Below are 14,211 nucleotides of genomic sequence, written 5' to 3'. Positions count from 1 at the left end.
CGCCACGGCTCGCTTCTTGAGCGCATTGGTCACCCCAAACAACACCCGCGGTAATTGCCCCGCCTCTCATCCCTGCCTAGGCTTGAGCCATCACCCCTCGGAGATCGCTCATGCAAGGCCCACTGGCATCGCTCAAGGTTCTGGACTTTTCGACCCTGCTGCCCGGCCCGTTCGCCTCGTTGCTGCTGGCCGACATGGGCGCCGAGGTGCTGCGCATCGAGTCGCCGAACCGTGCGGATCTGTTGCGGATGCTGCCGCCCCATGACCACGGGGTGTCTGCCAGCCACGCGTACCTCAACCGCAACAAGCGCAGCCTCGCCCTGGACCTCAAGCAACCACAGGCGCTGGCGGTGATCGAGGCCTTGCTCGCCGACCATGACATCCTGCTGGAGCAGTTCCGGCCCGGGGTCATGGAGCGACTGGGCCTGGGATACGAAGCGCTAAAGGCCATCAATCCGCGGCTGATCTACGTGTCGATCACCGGCTACGGCCAGACCGGGCCGTACAAGGAACGTGCCGGCCACGACATCAACTACCTGGCCGTGGCAGGCTTGGCCAGCCACACCGGTCGCGCCGACAGCGGGCCGCTGCCGCTGGGGATCCAGGCAGCCGATATCGCCGGTGGCTCGCTGCATGGAGTGATCGGGCTGTTGGCGGCGGTGATTGCCCGACAGCAGACCGGGCGGGGCCAGCACCTGGACGTCAGCATGACCGACTGTGTCTTCAGCCTGAACGCCCTGGCCGGTGCCGGGTACCTGGCCTGCGGTCAGGTGCCAGGGTTTGAAAGCCAGATGCTCAATGGCGGCAGTTTCTATGACTATTACCGCACGCGGGAGGGCCGCTGGATGTCGGTGGGCAGCCTGGAGCCGGGCTTCATGCAGGCCCTGTGCGAGGCCTTGGGGCGACCGGAACTGGCGACCCAGGGCCTCTCGCCCGACCCCGCGCAACAGCGGGCGCTCAAGCAGGCGCTGCAGGTCGAGTTCGAAAAACATGATTTCGCCGAGTTGTGCCAGTTGTTCGCGGGCATCGATGCCTGTGTCGAGCCGGTGCTGGGGTTGGACGAAGCGTTGCAACACCCGCAGTTGCAGGCGCGCGAGGTGGTGACCCAGGTGCCTCGGGGCGATGGTTCGCGCCAGGCGCAGATGGCGTGTCCGCTGAAGTTTTCGGATGGGCTGCCCGCGCCCCGGCACATTGGCGCGAAGGTTGGGGAGCATACGGACCAGGTGTTGGGGGAGCTGGGGTTTAGTGCGCAGCAGATTGCCCAATTGCGCGGTGACAAGGTGATTTTGTAGTGCTTTTTAGGGCCCCTTCGCGAGCAAGCCCGCTCCCACATCGGACCTACGGTGTACACAAGTCCCCTGTGGGAGCGGGCTTGCTCGCGAAGAGGTCAGTCCAGGCACCGCAAAATCAGGCTATTCCACCCGCGTCTCCCCACTGAACACCAACGTCCCCCGGCAACTGCGACACAAGTACCTGCGTCCCTGGCGTACCAGGCTGTGGCGCTGGGCCGAGAACGGGAAGTCGCTGCCGTCGCACGGGCATTTGTAGATGTAGCGGGTCACGCTGCGGCGTTTGATGGCGTAGGTGTGACAGCGATTGGGCGGCAGTTCGTACACCCCGCGCATGATCAGTTGCCACTCTTCGCCATGGGGCTGGATGCGCTCGCCAAACAGTTGGTGGGCGATCAGGTGTGCGACTTCGTGGGCGACGGTCTGCTTGAGGAAGTCATCGGCGTTTTCCCGGTACAACTGTGGGTTGAAGCGCAGCAGGTTCTCATGCAGGTGAGCGACCCCGGCTTTCTGGCCACGCAATTTGAAGCTGACCACCGGGCGTTTGAAAGGACGTTTGAAAAAGGTTTCGGCTTGTTGGTAACACTCTTCGACGCGGGTATTGAGTTGCTCGAGCATGCTGTACGGATCTCCAGAAACCCGAGTATGCCGCAAGCATCGACCGTTGCGAATCGCCGGGGCGCCCAGCGGTCGTTTTCGCCATTGCCAACACAGGAAGGCCGCCTTGCGGCGGCCTGTGTTGGCAGGATTGCTTGTTATCGGAGGGGCTTCTTGCGGTTAATTGGTATACACCGGGCCAACGCCCAGGCCCCAGACGATCACCGTGAACGCCATGATGGCGACCAGCACCACCAGGCCGACGGCAAGCACCGAGCTGGAGAAGAGGAAGCCTTCGTCCTGGGGAATGTTCATGAAGGTCGGCAGGCCCACGTACAGCAGGTAGACCGTGTAGCAGATGGCCGCCGTGCCGACGATCATCCCCAGCCACATGTGCGGGTAGAGCGCCGCCAGGCCACCGATGAACAAAGGGGTTGCCGTGTAGGTGGCAAACGCGACACAACGGGCCAGGCTCGGGTTGGCGTCGTAGGTGCGGGCCATCCAGTGGATGAAGGCGCCCATCACCGCCACGCCGCCCAGCATCGCCAGGTATGACATGACCGTCATCCACAGCGCGCTTTCCTGCGTCAGCATCACCGGAGGGCGGTTGCCGATGACCCAGCCCACCTGCGTGGTACCGATGAACGCCGATATGGCGGGGATGGCCGCCAGGATCAGCGTGTGGGTCAGGTACATGTGGCTGATGCTTTCCTCCTGATCGCCACGGATCTCCTTCCATTCTTGATCAGGGTGGGTAAAGAGTCCCACGACATGATGGATCATAGTCAGTCACTCCTTTGTTATTGCCATCGCCCCCCAACGGAGCGCCTACGGGCCAAATGGCCAAGTAAGTAAAGGTCTGTATGTGTGTGCGACCTTATGCCGCAGTATAGAAAGGAGTTATCGCCAGCGGGATGGGAGGCTTAGAGCAAATTGCGCTGTCGGTTGGCGGGTTAATCGCCGATGGGTCTGTGCACCGCTCCGGCTGGAAGAATCCGCCTGTGGCGAGGGGATTTATCCCCGCTGGGGTGCGAAGCACCCCCCATCCATTGGCTCCCCCAGTAACCCAGTCGTTAATGAGGGGCTGCTGCGCAGCCCAACGGGGATAAATCCCCTCGCCACAATAGCGCCCGTCATGAGCCTTCGCCGAAAGTGGATTTTTTGCGTAAAATGCCGGCCTTTCGTCACACCTCACGGATTTCGCGTCATGGGCACTCTTACGGTCAACCAGAACAAACTGCAAAAGCGCCTGCGCCGCCTGGCCGGTGAGGCGGTCGCCGATTTCAACATGATCGAGGACGGTGACAAGGTCATGGTCTGCCTGTCCGGCGGCAAGGACAGCTACACCTTGCTCGATGTGCTGATGCACTTGCAGAAGGTTGCCCCGATCAAGTTCGACATCGTCGCCGTGAACATGGACCAGAAGCAGCCCGGTTTCCCCGAGCACGTGCTGCCGGCCTACCTCGAGTCGCTGGGCGTGGAATACCACATCGTCGAGAAAGACACCTATTCGGTGGTCAAGGAACTGATTCCCGAAGGCAAGACCACCTGCTCGTTGTGTTCACGCCTGCGGCGCGGGACGCTCTACACCTTTGCCGACGAGATCGGCGCGACCAAGATGGCCCTGGGGCACCACCGCGACGACATCGTCGAGACGTTCTTCCTAAACATGTTCTACAACGGCACCCTCAAGGCCATGCCGCCCAAGCTGCGGGCCGATGACGGGCGCAACGTGGTGATCCGGCCGCTGGCCTATTGCAACGAGAAGGACATCCAGGCCTATTCGGACTTCAAGCAATTCCCGATCATCCCCTGCAACCTTTGCGGTTCCCAGGAGAACCTGCAGCGCCAGGTGGTCAAGGAAATGCTCCAGGAGTGGGAGCGCAAGACCCCTGGGCGTACCGAGAGCATCTTCCGTGGCCTGCAGAACGTTGTCCCATCGCAACTGGCGGATCGCAACCTGTTCGACTTCACCAACCTGCGCATCGACGAAAACGCCACGCCGCGCTTCGTCAACGTGGTGAACCTCTGACGCGACCAAGGCCTCTATTTCACGGCGCTCGCGAGCGCCGTTTTCATTTCTGACCCCAGGAGAGGGCATGCGCGATTACAAGTGGCTGCACGAGTATTGTCTGAACCGCTTCGGTTCGGCGGCTGAACTGGAAGCCCACCTGCCTGTTCCCAAGACCCCGGCGCAATTGCGCAAGATCAGTGACGACCGCTACCTCTCGACCATGGCGCTGCGGGTCTTTCGCGCGGGCCTCAAGCACAGCCTGGTGGATGCCAAGTGGCCGGCGTTCGAAGAGGTGTTCTTCAAGTTCGACCCGGAAAAAGTCGTGCTCATGAGTGCCGAGCACCTGGAGCGACTGATGCAGGACGCACGGATCATCCGCCACCTGGGCAAGCTCAAGAGCGTGCCGCGCAACGCCCAACTGATCCTGGATGTGGCCCACGAAAAAGGCAGCTTCGGCGCGCTGATCGCCGACTGGCCGGTGACCGACATCGTCGGCCTGTGGACCTACCTGAAGAAACACGGCCATCAACTGGGCGGCCTGTCGGCGCCGCGCTTCCTGCGGATGATGGGCAAGGACACCTTTGTGCCGAGCTATGACGTGGTGGCCGCGCTCAATGCCCAGGAGATCATCGACAAAGTCCCCACCAGCCTGCGGGACCTGGCGACGGTGCAGAATGCTTTCAACCGCTGGCATGAAGAGAGCGGCGGGCGGCCGATGTCGCAGATTTCGATGATGCTGGCCTACACCGTCAATCATTGAGACCGCGTCGCGCCCATCGCGAGCAAGCTCGCTCCCACAGGGGATTTGTGAACACCACAGACCTCATGTGGGAGCGAGCTTGCTCGCGATGGCGGCCTCTCAGGCGACAGGGACCTCGCCTTCCCCCGCCAACCGCCGGTTCAACTGAAACCGCCACCGCACATACAACAACGCCGAGCAGAACACCGCCAGGCTCGCCGCCATTTCCAGCAGGCCGAACAGTTGCCGGTTCGGGTCATAGGCCGCCAGCGCGCCCTTGATGAAGTACAGGTTCACCACGAAGCACATCCACGAGTGGCCGCGGGCGCTGCCGGTGAGCATGCCGGGGGCGAGGATCAGCAGCGGCACCAGCTCGATCAGCAGGATGACCCAGGGCCGCGCACCGTGCAGGTCAGCGATCAGCAGGTAATAGGCGCTGAGTAACCCCACCAGGCCAAAGAAGCACAGCAGGCTGAGGAGGCGGGCGATGCGCACCCGCGGTTCCAGCCACGCAATGGGCGGCAGGATCTTGGGCTTCTTAGCCACGGCCTTTCTCCAGCAACTGTGCCGTCTTCGCCAGGCGCGAACCCAGGGCCCGGCACAGCGCGACTTCGTGTTCGTTCAGGCCGCGCTTGCCGTCGCTTCCCGCGTGATGGCTCGGCCCATAGGGCGTGCCGCCGCCTTCGGTGTCGATCAGCGCCGACTCGCTGTAGGGCAGGCCGGTAATCAGCATGCCGTGGTGCAACAGCGGCAGCATCATCGACAGCAGGGTGGTTTCCTGGCCGCCATGCAGGCTGGCCGTGGACGTGAACACCCCGGCCGGCTTGCCCACCAGGGCGCCGGTCAGCCACAGGTTGCTGGTGCCGTCGAGGAAATACTTCAACGGCGCGGCCATGTTGCCGAAACGGGTCGGGCTGCCCAAGGCCAGGCCGGCGCAGTGCTTGAGGTCATCGAGAGTGGCGTAAAGCGGGCCTTGCTCGGGGATGTCCGGCGACACCGCTTCACATTCGGTGGAAATCGCCGGCACCGTGCGCAGCCTGGCTTCCAGCCCGGCCTGCTCGATGCCACGGGCAATCTGCCGGGCCATCTCATGGGTCGAGCCGCTGCGGCTGTAATACAACACCAGGATGTACGGTGTGCTCACGGCAGGATCTCCAGGATTTTCTCCGGCGGACGACCTATCACGGCCTTGTCGGCGGTTTCCAGGATGGGCCGTTCCATGAGTTTCGGGTGGGCGGCGATGGCGGCGATCAACTGCGCCTGGCTCAGGCTTTCGTCGGCCAGGTTCAGGTCTGTGTAGGCCTCTTCACCGGTGCGCAGCAGTTGCCGGGCGGTAATGCCGAGCTTGCCCAGCAGGCGTTCCAGTTGCGCGGCGTCCAGTGGGGTTTCCAGGTAGCGGACCACGGTGGGCGTCAGGCCGCGGGCCTCCAACAGTTCCAGCGCACCGCGGGATTTCGAGCAGCGCGGGTTGTGATAAAGCGTCAGATCGGTCATGAGCGGGTCGCATCTTGCGTAAGGTGGCGGCTATTCTACTGTGCCGCGAGGCCCCAAGCACCCAACAGAGGCAACGGGTCGCGGCAGCTCACATTCAGACAAGGATCGGCACATGGTAAGGCGACTGACGGCGGCAATGACATTCATGGGCATTTTGTTGCTCGCCGGCTGCGGCAACGACTACGGGGTAGACCAGAACGGCCAGGCCGTCGCCTCGCAGCGGCTGGACAAGCAATGGCTGGTGCTCAACTACTGGGCGGAGTGGTGCGCGCCGTGCCGCACCGAAATTCCCGAGTTCAATGCCCTGGCCGACCAGCTCAAGGGCCGCAACGTCGGCGTGTTCGGGGTCAATTTCGACCAGGTGCAGGGCGAGGAGCTCAAGAGCGCCAGCGACAAGATGGGCATCCGCTTCACCGTATTGGCTCGCGACCCGGCCGAGATCTTCGACCTGCCACGCAGTGAAGGGCTGCCGGTGACCTACATCATCGACAACCAGGGCAAGCTGCGCGAGCAGTTGCTCGGGGAGCAGACGGCGGCGGGGGTGATGGCGAAGCTGGAGGCGTTGCAGGCGCTCAAATAAGACCTGTTGCAAGGTGGATACCTTGTGGCGAGGGGATTCATCCCCGTTGGGCTGCGAAGCGGCCCCCATATATCAATGCCACCGCGATATATCAGACCAAACGCAAGGGGGCTGCTACGCAGCCCAGCGGGGATGAATCCCCTCGCCACAATCATCGCATCTACATCAGCTCATTAGTGTTGCTAGCCACAGGGGGGGCGGTCTCAGCCTTCTTCTAGCCACCAGCGCAGCGGCTTGCCCTGGGCGGGCCAGAAGCGCATCTGCTCGTTGGGCGCGATGTCCCAGCGCTCGACCTTTTCCAGCGCCTGCAAGAAGCGGCCTTCCTGCTCCATCACGGCCGGGGCGCAGAGCTTGCGGGTGCTGCCGATCTTGCCGAAGTTCAAGCGGTGGCCTTCCAGGGTGTAGGCGGCAAACCAGTGGTTGCAGCCGCCGTTGCCATAGGCGCGACCATCGTCGCCGAGGGTGATGGTCAGGTGGCTGTAGTCCATCAACGGCCGTTCGCCGATCCACTCCAGGATGTAGCTGCGATTGTGCTGCAGTTGCACAGGTTCAGCGGCGCAACCCATCAGGCTCATGCCGATCAACGCGGCCAGGGCCGTGTGTTTCATCGGGCTGCTTCCTGGCATTTCGGGCACAGGTGTTTTTCACCGACCGTGGTCCAGCCCAACTCGGCGATACGCGCGTTGGCGGCTGGCTTCTGGGCCTTGACGCCCAGCTGGGCATCGACGGCGAACTCGAAGCTCAGTGCCTTGGCGCAGCCGTCGCAGTTGACCTGCCAGGTGTGGATCGCCAGTTCGCCGAACACTGGGCCGGTGGTCATGGCAGTCCATTGGCCCATGGGCTTGAGCAGGTGCCGGACGGTGTCCACGGTCAGTCGCATGGACAGGTCCTTGCTGCCCTTGAGGGTGACCAGCAAGACATCGTTGGCCTGGATCGAGCCGCCATTACCGGTCACCTGATAGCGGCCCGGCGCCAAGGCGCGGACTTCGGTCAGGGTGTGCTGCGGGTTCATCAGGGTGTAGCGGAAATCGTGTTCGGCCATGGGTCCTCCAAATAGGCGCGACATGCTAGCACGGGGGCATGGCTGGGGATGGGCAACCACGAGTCTTGCCGACGAAACTCCATCCTGTGGGAGTTATGTGTTGGCTGATAGAGCAGGTCAGCCATCTACCAGGTTCTGTGGCGTGCCAGCCGCCCAGGCGGCGATGTTGTCCAGAGTGGTGGTGGCGATCGCCGCCAGCGCTTCATGGGTCAGGAAGGCCTGGTGGGCGGTGACGATCACGTTGGGAAAGGTCAGCAGCCGGGCCAGGACATCGTCCTGCAGGGGCTGGTCGGAGCGGTCCTTGAAGAACAGTTGGGCCTCTTCTTCATAGACATCCAGCCCCAGGTAGCCCAACTGACCGCTCTTCAGCGCTTCGATCAGCGCCGGCGTATCCACCAGCCCGCCGCGCCCGGTGTTGATCAGCATGGCGCCGCGTTGCATCGCGGCCAGGGACTGGGCGTTGATCAAGTGGCGGCTCTGTTCGTTGAGCGGGCAGTGCAGGCTGATGATCTGCGCCTGTTCCAACAGTTGCGGCAGCGGCAAGTAATGGGCGCCCAGCGCTTCGAGCTGGGCATTGGGGTAGGGGTCGTAAGCCAGTAACCGGCAACCGAAGCCGGCCATGATTCGCGCGAACGTCGCGCCGATCTGCCCGGTGCCGATCACCCCGACGGTCTTGCCCACCAGATCGAAGCCGGTGAGGCCATGCAGGCTGAAGTTACCGTCGCGGGTACGGTTGTAGGCGCGGTGCAGGCAGCGATTGAGGGCCATGATCAGCGCCACCGCATGTTCGGCGACGGCGTGGGGCGAGTAGGCAGGCACCCGGACGATGGCCAGCCCCAGGCGCTGGGCGGCCATCAGGTCGACATGGTTGTAGCCGGCCGAGCGCAGGGCGATCAGCCGGGTCCCGCCGCTTGCCAGCCGCTCCAGCACCGGGGCGCTGAGGTCGTCGTTGATGAAGGCGCAGACCACTTCGTGGTGTTCGGCCAGGGCGACGGTGTCCAGGTTCAAGCGCGCCGGCTGGAACTGCAGTTCAAGGCCGGCGGGGGCTACAGCCTTGCTGAAACTGTCGCGGTCGTAAGTCTGGCTGCTGAAAAGAATCACACGCATGGCGGCCTCCTGAGGCTTGGATGGCATCAGCTTAGCCGTGATGGCCCCGACGGTTATTGCGCTGGGTCAGGCGCTGATACGGGCCTCGCTCGCCAGCCGATTGATGGCGCGCTCCAGTTCTTCCAGGGCGGCGGCGGCTTTGGGGTCCTGTTGCTTGAGCAGGGTTTCGCTGCGCTGGCAGGCGGCGCGCAGTTGCGGAACCCCGCAGTAGCGCGTCGCCCCGTGCAGGCGATGGACTCGTTCGATCAAGGCGTTGTGATCGTTGGCCTCGCTGGCCTGGCGGATCGCTTCGCGGTCGGCTTCCAGGGACGCCAGCAACATCGCCAGCATGTCCGCCGCCAGGTCGGCCTTGCCGGCGGCCAGGCGCAGGCCCTCCTCGTGGTCGAGCACCAGCAGTTCACCGCCGGTCTGGGCGTCGCCGTGGCGCTCCGGCGACTGATTGCGCAAGGCCAGGCCGGTCCATTTGAGCACCACCTGGGCCAGTTGCCGCTCGCTGATGGGCTTGGTCAGGTAATCGTCCATGCCGCTTTGCAGCAGGGCGCGCTTTTCGTTGGCCATGGCATGGGCGGTGAGGGCTACGATCGGCAACGGCGTGCAGTGGCGCTCGCTTTCCCACTGGCGGATCGCCTCGGTGCTCTGGCGCCCGTCCATGCCGGGCATCTGCACATCCATCAGCACCAGGTCGTAGGTTTCCTTTTGCACGGCCTTGACCGCGGCATAGCCGCTTTCCACCGCCAGCACCTTGGCCCCCATGTCTTCGAGCAGGGTCTGCACCAGCAACAGGTTGGCCGGGTTGTCATCCACGCACAGCACTTTGGGCGCGCGGCTGGCCACCGGCTCGTTCGGCTCGCTGCGGGTTGGCCGTGGGTTCACCAGGTCGGACAGCGAGCGGCGCAACTTGCGGGTGCAGGCGGGCTTGGCCTGCAACTGGCTGTGGGGGTTGGGCACCGAGAGGTGGTAGAGCGTCTGTTCGGTGGTGGGGCACAGCACCAGCACCTTGCAGCCCAGGTGTTCGAGGTCCCAGATGTGCTGGTTGAGGCGTTCCGGCGGCATGTCGTTGCTGGTGATGCCCAGCACGGCCAGGTCGAACGCCTGGTCGGTCGGGTGGGCGACGGTGACGCCGTTGGTCAGGCTTTCCAGGGTGTTGAAGGGCGTGACGTGCAGGCCGCAGTCCTCGAGCTGGTGTTGCAAGGCCTGGCGCGCCAGCTCGTGGTTTTCCAGCAGCGCCACGCGTCGGCCCAGCAACGGCGGGCCGGGCAGGTCCTCGGCGTCGTCGCGGGTCTTGGGCAGGCGCAGGCTGATCCAGAACTCCGAGCCTTCGCCCGGCGTGCTGTCCACGCCGATCTCGCCGCCCATCTGTTCCACCAGACGTTTGGAAATCACCAGGCCCAGCCCGGTGCCGCCCGGCTGGCGCGACAGCGAATTGTCGGCCTGGCTGAACGCCTGGAACAGCGCCCGCACGTCCTGGGCGGACAGGCCGATGCCGGTGTCCTGGATGCTGATGCGCAACTGCACGCTGTCTTCGTGTTCGTCTTCGAGCATGGCCCGGGCGACGATGGTGCCCTCGCGGGTGAACTTGATGGCGTTGCTCACCAGGTTGGTGAGGATCTGCTTGAGGCGCAACGGATCGCCCACCAGCGACAACGGCGTGTCGCGGTACACCAGGCTCACCAGCTCCAGCTGCTTGGCATGGGCGGCGGGGGCGAGGATGGTCAGGGTGTCTTGCAGCAGGTCCCGCAGGTTGAACGGGATGTTGTCGAGCACCAGCTTGCCGGCCTCGATCTTCGAGAAGTCGAGGATCTCGTTGATGATGCCCAGCAGGCTGTCGGCGGATTTTTCGATGGTGCCCAGGTAGTCGAGCTGGCGTGGGGTCAGCTCGCTTTTCTGCAAGAGGTGTGTGAAGCCGAGGATGCCGTTGAGCGGGGTGCGGATCTCATGGCTCATGTTCGCCAGGAATTCGGATTTGATCCGGCTCGCTTCCAGGGCTTCCTTGCGCGCCAGGTCCAGCTCGATGTTCTGGATCTCGATGGTTTCCAGGTTCTGGCGCACGTCCTCGGTGGCCTGGTCGATGCTGTGCTGCAGTTCTTCCTGGGCGTTCTGCAAGGTGCCGGCCATGCGGTTGATGCCCGACGCCAGTTCGTCCAGCTCCTGGCTGCCCAAGGGCGGCAGGCGGGTTTCCAGGTGACCGTCCTTGAGCTGGGCCACGGCTTGCTTGATCTGGCTCAACGGGCGGTTGATCGTGCGGCCCATGCGCAGGGCCAGCAGCGCGGTCAGGCCCAGGCCGGCGGCAATCAGCAACAGGCTGGCGAAGAGGCTGCGATAACCGCGCAATAACATGCCGCTGTGGGACAGCTCCAGCTCGACCCAGCCCAGCAGGCGGTCGGCTTCTTCGGGAATCAGTTCGCCCGCCAGGTTGCGGTGCTTGCCGAAGACCGGCAGCAGGTAGCGCGTGGCGTCGTTACCGGTGCGTTGCAGCAATTGCGTGCTGTTGCCCTCAGGCGCCCGGTTGAGCATGGTCGGGCCGGCGTGGGCCAGCGGCGAGCGGTCGGGGGCGAGGAAGGTCACGGCGCGTACGTCGGTTTGTTCCAACGACTGGGTGGCGATGCGCTCCAGCAGCTCGGTGTCTTGCCGGCTCATGGCGGGGGCGACCAGCGGGGCCAGTTGTTCAGCGATCATTTCGCCACGTTGCAGCAACTGGGCATGCAGGTCAGATTGCTGCATCCAGGTGAAATAGCCGCCCAAAACCAACGCCATCAGGCTGGTCGGCAACAGGGTCAGCAACAGCACGCGGCCTTTGATTCCCAGTTTCTTGAGCACACTTGTCTCCTGCATCCAGCGGTTCGATTAAGCGTTGCGCGCATCCGGCACGCAGTACCTGCGCAGTGTAGCGATTTGCAGGCGGGCAATCTTCGTAAAATTCAAGTCGCCGCGCATCGCGGCCGCCGGGCGAAGGGCGTAGGCGATGGTTGCCTCTTTGGGGGTGATCTTGAATAATCGCCAACTGAGAATTATTTGCAGATAGTCATGACTCCCACTTCCGCCGTTCACCCGCGCATCCTGTCCATCGAAGACGATCCCGTGCTGGGCGCCTACGTGCATGAGCACCTGGGCCGCAGCGGGTTCGACGTGACCTGGTGCCAGAATGGCCAGGAAGGCCTGGACATCGCCTGTCAGCAGGTTTTCGACGTGGTGCTGATGGACATCCTGTTGCCGGGCCTGGATGGCCTCGCGGCGTTGACCCGCCTGCGCCAGAGCCACTCGACCCCGGTGCTGTTGATGTCGGCGCTGGGGGCCGAGGCCGATCGCATCAGTGGTTTTCGCCTGGGCGCCGACGATTACTTGCCCAAGCCCTTCAGCATGGCAGAGCTGCACGTGCGTATCGAAGCCATCCTGCGGCGGGTGGCGCTGGACCGACGACCGGCGCTGGCGGCGAGCGGTCGCCAGGCCCGGGACCTGGCCTTCGACGAAGAGCGTGGCGATGTACACGTCGGCGGGCAATGGGCCGGCCTGACCCGCAGCGAATACCGCCTGCTCGATGTCCTGCAGCGCAGCGGCGATGAAGTGTTGAGCAAGGCCTTCCTTTATCAGCATGTGTTGCAACGCGGCTACGCCCCCCACGACCGCAGCCTGGACATGCACGTCAGCCAGATCCGGCGCAAGCTCAAGGCGATCGACTACAGCGCGCGCCAGGTGCGCACGGTGTGGGGCAAGGGCTACGTGTTGAGTGCCGACGATGAAATGGTCTGACCTGCCGGGCCGGCACTCGCTGTTCTGGAAACTGGCGTGCCTGCTGATGGCGTTCTGTCTGCTGATGATCTGGCTGAGTTGGTCCTGGGGCCGCTACATGGAGGTGCGCAACCAGTTCCTCTCTGACGAAGCCCGCCACACACTGAGCCATTATGCCGCCGAGGCCGAGCAAGCCTGGTCTGCCGGCCAGCAGGCGGGCGTCGAGCAATGGCTGCAAGGCATGCAGCAGCGGGAAGCGAGTTGGGTCGGGGTCATTGGCGGTGACTTGCAATCGCTCGGCGACCGCCCGCTGACCGACAGTGAAACCCAACGCCTGACGTTCCTGCGCGGGCTCGACTGGCCGATTCACAAGAAGGGCCGTCCGTGGCTGCGGGTGCCGTTTCCCGGTGACCCGTCCGTCGGTAGCCTGGTGATCGAACTGCCCGAGCGTTTCCTGCCAGGGCAGTACCGGGTGTTCTGGCGTGTGATCACCAACGGCGTGATTCCGGGCTTGTTCACCCTGCTGCTGTGTGTGGGCCTGTATCGCCTGCTGGTGGTGCCGCTCAACCAACTGCGCGAACAGGCCAACGCCTGGCGGGCCGACCAATTGAACGTGCGCCTGTCCAGCCACACGACCAACCGGACCGATGAACTGGGCGAGCTGGGACGCGCCTTCGATCACATGTCCGAGCGCCTGCAATCCACGGTTGCCCTGCAACAACAGCTGTTGCGCGACCTGTCCCATGAACTGCGCACGCCGCTCAGCCGCTTGCAGGTGGCCAGCGAAAGCGAGCAGGCGCTGCCGCAACTGCGCGAACGCGTTGCGCGGGAAGTCGCCGGCATGCAGCGGCTGGTGGACGACACGTTGCAACTGGCCTGGCTCGACACCGAGCGCGCGCCGTTGCCAGGCGAGGCGATCCAGGTCCAGGCGCTGTGGGAAATGCTCAGCGAAAATGCCTGCTACGAAAGCGGCTGGCCCGCTGACCAACTGCATTGCAGCGTGCCTGCCGATTGCTGGGTCCAGGGCAACCTCAACACCCTGGCCCAGGCCCTGGAAAACGTCTTGCGCAACGCCATCCGCCACTCACCGCCCGGCGGCGTCGTGCGGTTGGCCGGCCAACGCGACGGCGCCCACTGGCATCTGTGGCTGGAGGACGAGGGCGGCGGGGTGGCCGAGCAGGATCTTTCACGCATCTTCGACCCCTTCATCCGCCTCGACGGCTCCCGTCCGGGGGACGGTGGTTTCGGGTTGGGCCTGAGCATCGCGCGCAATGCGGTGCTGCGTCAGGGCGGGGGGATGTGGGCCGAGAACGCGAGAAAGGGATTACGCCTTAACCTGCTGCTAATCGCCAGTGAGCCCTGCACGGCCCCTGTGGCGAGGGGATTTAGCGAAACGTCGCACCGCCCCGCTGGGCTGCGAAGCAGCCCTCAGGCCTGAGTCCTCGGTGTGTCAGATCGGTTATCGGGGGCCGCTTCGCGCCCCAACGGGGATAAATCCCCTCGCCACAAAAAAATGTGTGCACTGCGCTCCTTGCTTGCAGCTTGCAGCTTGCAGCTTATGCGCTTATTCCCATAAGCCATAACCACCTCACTTTGCGTGATATGGCCTCGCCGGGTTTGCCG

The 14,211-nt window shown here is 64.0% G+C and carries 15 protein-coding genes; 6 read left to right on the top strand and 9 right to left on the bottom strand.

What is annotated here, in order from left to right; all coding sequences use genetic code 11:
- The first annotated feature begins 110 nt into the window (after positions 1 to 110).
- Positions 111 to 1,292 carry a CaiB/BaiF CoA-transferase family protein gene (locus V5F23_RS21150; protein WP_047736547.1) on the top strand — a complete coding sequence of 394 codons (1,182 nt, stop codon included), beginning with the start codon at positions 111 to 113 and terminating at the stop codon, positions 1,290 to 1,292.
- Between the two features lie 120 nt (positions 1,293 to 1,412).
- Here the strand turns inward: V5F23_RS21150 and V5F23_RS21145 are convergent, their stop codons facing one another.
- Together V5F23_RS21145 and V5F23_RS21140 are read right to left on the bottom strand one after the other, a co-directional pair.
- Entirely contained in the window at positions 1,413 to 1,907 is a 495-nt protein-coding gene (locus V5F23_RS21145; RefSeq protein ID WP_053145879.1) for a SprT family zinc-dependent metalloprotease, read from the bottom strand.
- Positions 1,908 to 2,066: 159 nt separating this feature from the next.
- Positions 2,067 to 2,669, bottom strand: coding sequence for a Yip1 family protein (locus V5F23_RS21140; protein ID WP_047736546.1), 603 nt, complete (start codon positions 2,667 to 2,669; stop codon positions 2,067 to 2,069).
- A 424-nt stretch (positions 2,670 to 3,093) separates the two neighbouring features.
- Between V5F23_RS21140 and ttcA the strand changes: the two genes are divergently transcribed.
- Complete coding sequence (ttcA, locus tag V5F23_RS21135; protein WP_042733005.1) at positions 3,094 to 3,918, top strand: tRNA 2-thiocytidine(32) synthetase TtcA; 825 nt, start codon at positions 3,094 to 3,096, stop codon at positions 3,916 to 3,918.
- A 67-nt stretch (positions 3,919 to 3,985) separates the two neighbouring features.
- Positions 3,986 to 4,660, top strand: coding sequence for a DNA-3-methyladenine glycosylase I (locus V5F23_RS21130; protein ID WP_047736545.1), 675 nt, complete (start codon positions 3,986 to 3,988; stop codon positions 4,658 to 4,660).
- A 99-nt stretch (positions 4,661 to 4,759) separates the two neighbouring features.
- Here the strand turns inward: V5F23_RS21130 and V5F23_RS21125 are convergent, their stop codons facing one another.
- The 3 genes from V5F23_RS21125 to arsC are packed head-to-tail and all read right to left on the bottom strand — an operon-like array spanning position 4,760 to position 6,133.
- On the bottom strand, positions 4,760 to 5,185 hold the full coding sequence (locus V5F23_RS21125; RefSeq protein ID WP_047736544.1) for a DUF2069 domain-containing protein: 426 nt from the start codon (positions 5,183 to 5,185) through the stop codon (positions 4,760 to 4,762).
- Positions 5,178 to 5,783 (bottom strand): NAD(P)H:quinone oxidoreductase, encoded by a 606-nt coding sequence (gene wrbA, locus V5F23_RS21120; RefSeq protein WP_047736543.1) that lies wholly within the window; start codon positions 5,781 to 5,783, stop codon positions 5,178 to 5,180. The genes V5F23_RS21125 and wrbA overlap by 8 nt, the downstream gene beginning before the upstream one ends.
- A complete protein-coding gene (gene arsC / locus V5F23_RS21115) occupies positions 5,780 to 6,133 on the bottom strand; it encodes an arsenate reductase (glutaredoxin) (RefSeq protein WP_047736542.1) in 354 nt (117 codons plus the stop codon). Before arsC ends, wrbA begins: the two co-directional genes overlap by 4 nt.
- 112 nt (positions 6,134 to 6,245) lie before the next feature.
- On the opposite strand from arsC, the gene V5F23_RS21110 reads away from it, so the two are divergent.
- Positions 6,246 to 6,713 (top strand): TlpA disulfide reductase family protein, encoded by a 468-nt coding sequence (locus tag V5F23_RS21110; RefSeq protein WP_047736541.1) that lies wholly within the window; start codon positions 6,246 to 6,248, stop codon positions 6,711 to 6,713.
- Between the two features lie 203 nt (positions 6,714 to 6,916).
- Here the strand turns inward: V5F23_RS21110 and V5F23_RS21105 are convergent, their stop codons facing one another.
- The 4 genes from V5F23_RS21105 to V5F23_RS21090 form a co-directional block, all read right to left on the bottom strand.
- Positions 6,917 to 7,321 carry an META domain-containing protein gene (locus V5F23_RS21105; protein ID WP_042728521.1) on the bottom strand — a complete coding sequence of 135 codons (405 nt, stop codon included), beginning with the start codon at positions 7,319 to 7,321 and terminating at the stop codon, positions 6,917 to 6,919.
- On the bottom strand, positions 7,318 to 7,755 hold the full coding sequence (locus V5F23_RS21100; RefSeq protein ID WP_123578410.1) for a hypothetical protein: 438 nt from the start codon (positions 7,753 to 7,755) through the stop codon (positions 7,318 to 7,320). The genes V5F23_RS21105 and V5F23_RS21100 overlap by 4 nt, the downstream gene beginning before the upstream one ends.
- Before the next feature lie 117 nt (positions 7,756 to 7,872).
- The gene (locus tag V5F23_RS21095) at positions 7,873 to 8,862 is read right to left on the bottom strand and encodes a 2-hydroxyacid dehydrogenase (RefSeq protein WP_042728523.1); all 990 of its coding nucleotides are present in this window, start codon (positions 8,860 to 8,862) and stop codon (positions 7,873 to 7,875) included.
- 66 nt (positions 8,863 to 8,928) lie between these two features.
- Positions 8,929 to 11,679: a response regulator gene (locus V5F23_RS21090; protein ID WP_047736539.1), complete on the bottom strand. Its 2,751-nt coding sequence runs from the start codon at positions 11,677 to 11,679 to the stop codon at positions 8,929 to 8,931.
- A 207-nt stretch (positions 11,680 to 11,886) separates the two neighbouring features.
- Between V5F23_RS21090 and V5F23_RS21085 the strand changes: the two genes are divergently transcribed.
- Together V5F23_RS21085 and V5F23_RS21080 are read left to right on the top strand one after the other, a co-directional pair.
- A complete protein-coding gene (locus V5F23_RS21085; RefSeq protein ID WP_338496465.1) occupies positions 11,887 to 12,609 on the top strand; it encodes a response regulator transcription factor in 723 nt (240 codons plus the stop codon).
- On the top strand, positions 12,596 to 14,026 hold the full coding sequence (locus V5F23_RS21080; protein WP_338496463.1) for a sensor histidine kinase: 1,431 nt from the start codon (positions 12,596 to 12,598) through the stop codon (positions 14,024 to 14,026). The genes V5F23_RS21085 and V5F23_RS21080 overlap by 14 nt, the downstream gene beginning before the upstream one ends.
- Positions 14,027 to 14,211: the final 185 nt, after the last annotated feature.

Origin of the sequence: Pseudomonas sp. WP18 (genome assembly GCF_036689585.1) — a bacterium.
In the GTDB taxonomy this organism is placed as follows: domain Bacteria; phylum Pseudomonadota; class Gammaproteobacteria; order Pseudomonadales; family Pseudomonadaceae; genus Aquipseudomonas; species Aquipseudomonas chlororaphis_E.
Note: the sequence above shows the minus strand (reverse complement) of the source record. Positions and strands in the feature narration are given on the sequence as shown.

What these genes read in the sequence shown, in the direction of transcription:
- V5F23_RS21100 (WP_123578410.1), bottom strand. Translation starts at nt 7,755, where the DNA reads ATGGCCGAACACGATTTCCGCTACACCCTGATGAACCCGCAGCACACC.
- V5F23_RS21150 (WP_047736547.1), top strand. Translation starts at nt 111, where the DNA reads ATGCAAGGCCCACTGGCATCGCTCAAGGTTCTGGACTTTTCGACCCTG.
- V5F23_RS21085 (WP_338496465.1), top strand. Translation starts at nt 11,887, where the DNA reads ATGACTCCCACTTCCGCCGTTCACCCGCGCATCCTGTCCATCGAAGAC.
- arsC (WP_047736542.1), bottom strand. Translation starts at nt 6,133, where the DNA reads ATGACCGATCTGACGCTTTATCACAACCCGCGCTGCTCGAAATCCCGC.
- V5F23_RS21110 (WP_047736541.1), top strand. Translation starts at nt 6,246, where the DNA reads ATGGTAAGGCGACTGACGGCGGCAATGACATTCATGGGCATTTTGTTG.
- V5F23_RS21130 (WP_047736545.1), top strand. Translation starts at nt 3,986, where the DNA reads ATGCGCGATTACAAGTGGCTGCACGAGTATTGTCTGAACCGCTTCGGT.
- ttcA (WP_042733005.1), top strand. Translation starts at nt 3,094, where the DNA reads ATGGGCACTCTTACGGTCAACCAGAACAAACTGCAAAAGCGCCTGCGC.
- V5F23_RS21105 (WP_042728521.1), bottom strand. Translation starts at nt 7,321, where the DNA reads ATGAAACACACGGCCCTGGCCGCGTTGATCGGCATGAGCCTGATGGGT.
- V5F23_RS21095 (WP_042728523.1), bottom strand. Translation starts at nt 8,862, where the DNA reads ATGCGTGTGATTCTTTTCAGCAGCCAGACTTACGACCGCGACAGTTTC.
- V5F23_RS21145 (WP_053145879.1), bottom strand. Translation starts at nt 1,907, where the DNA reads ATGCTCGAGCAACTCAATACCCGCGTCGAAGAGTGTTACCAACAAGCC.
- V5F23_RS21080 (WP_338496463.1), top strand. Translation starts at nt 12,596, where the DNA reads ATGAAATGGTCTGACCTGCCGGGCCGGCACTCGCTGTTCTGGAAACTG.
- V5F23_RS21140 (WP_047736546.1), bottom strand. Translation starts at nt 2,669, where the DNA reads ATGATCCATCATGTCGTGGGACTCTTTACCCACCCTGATCAAGAATGG.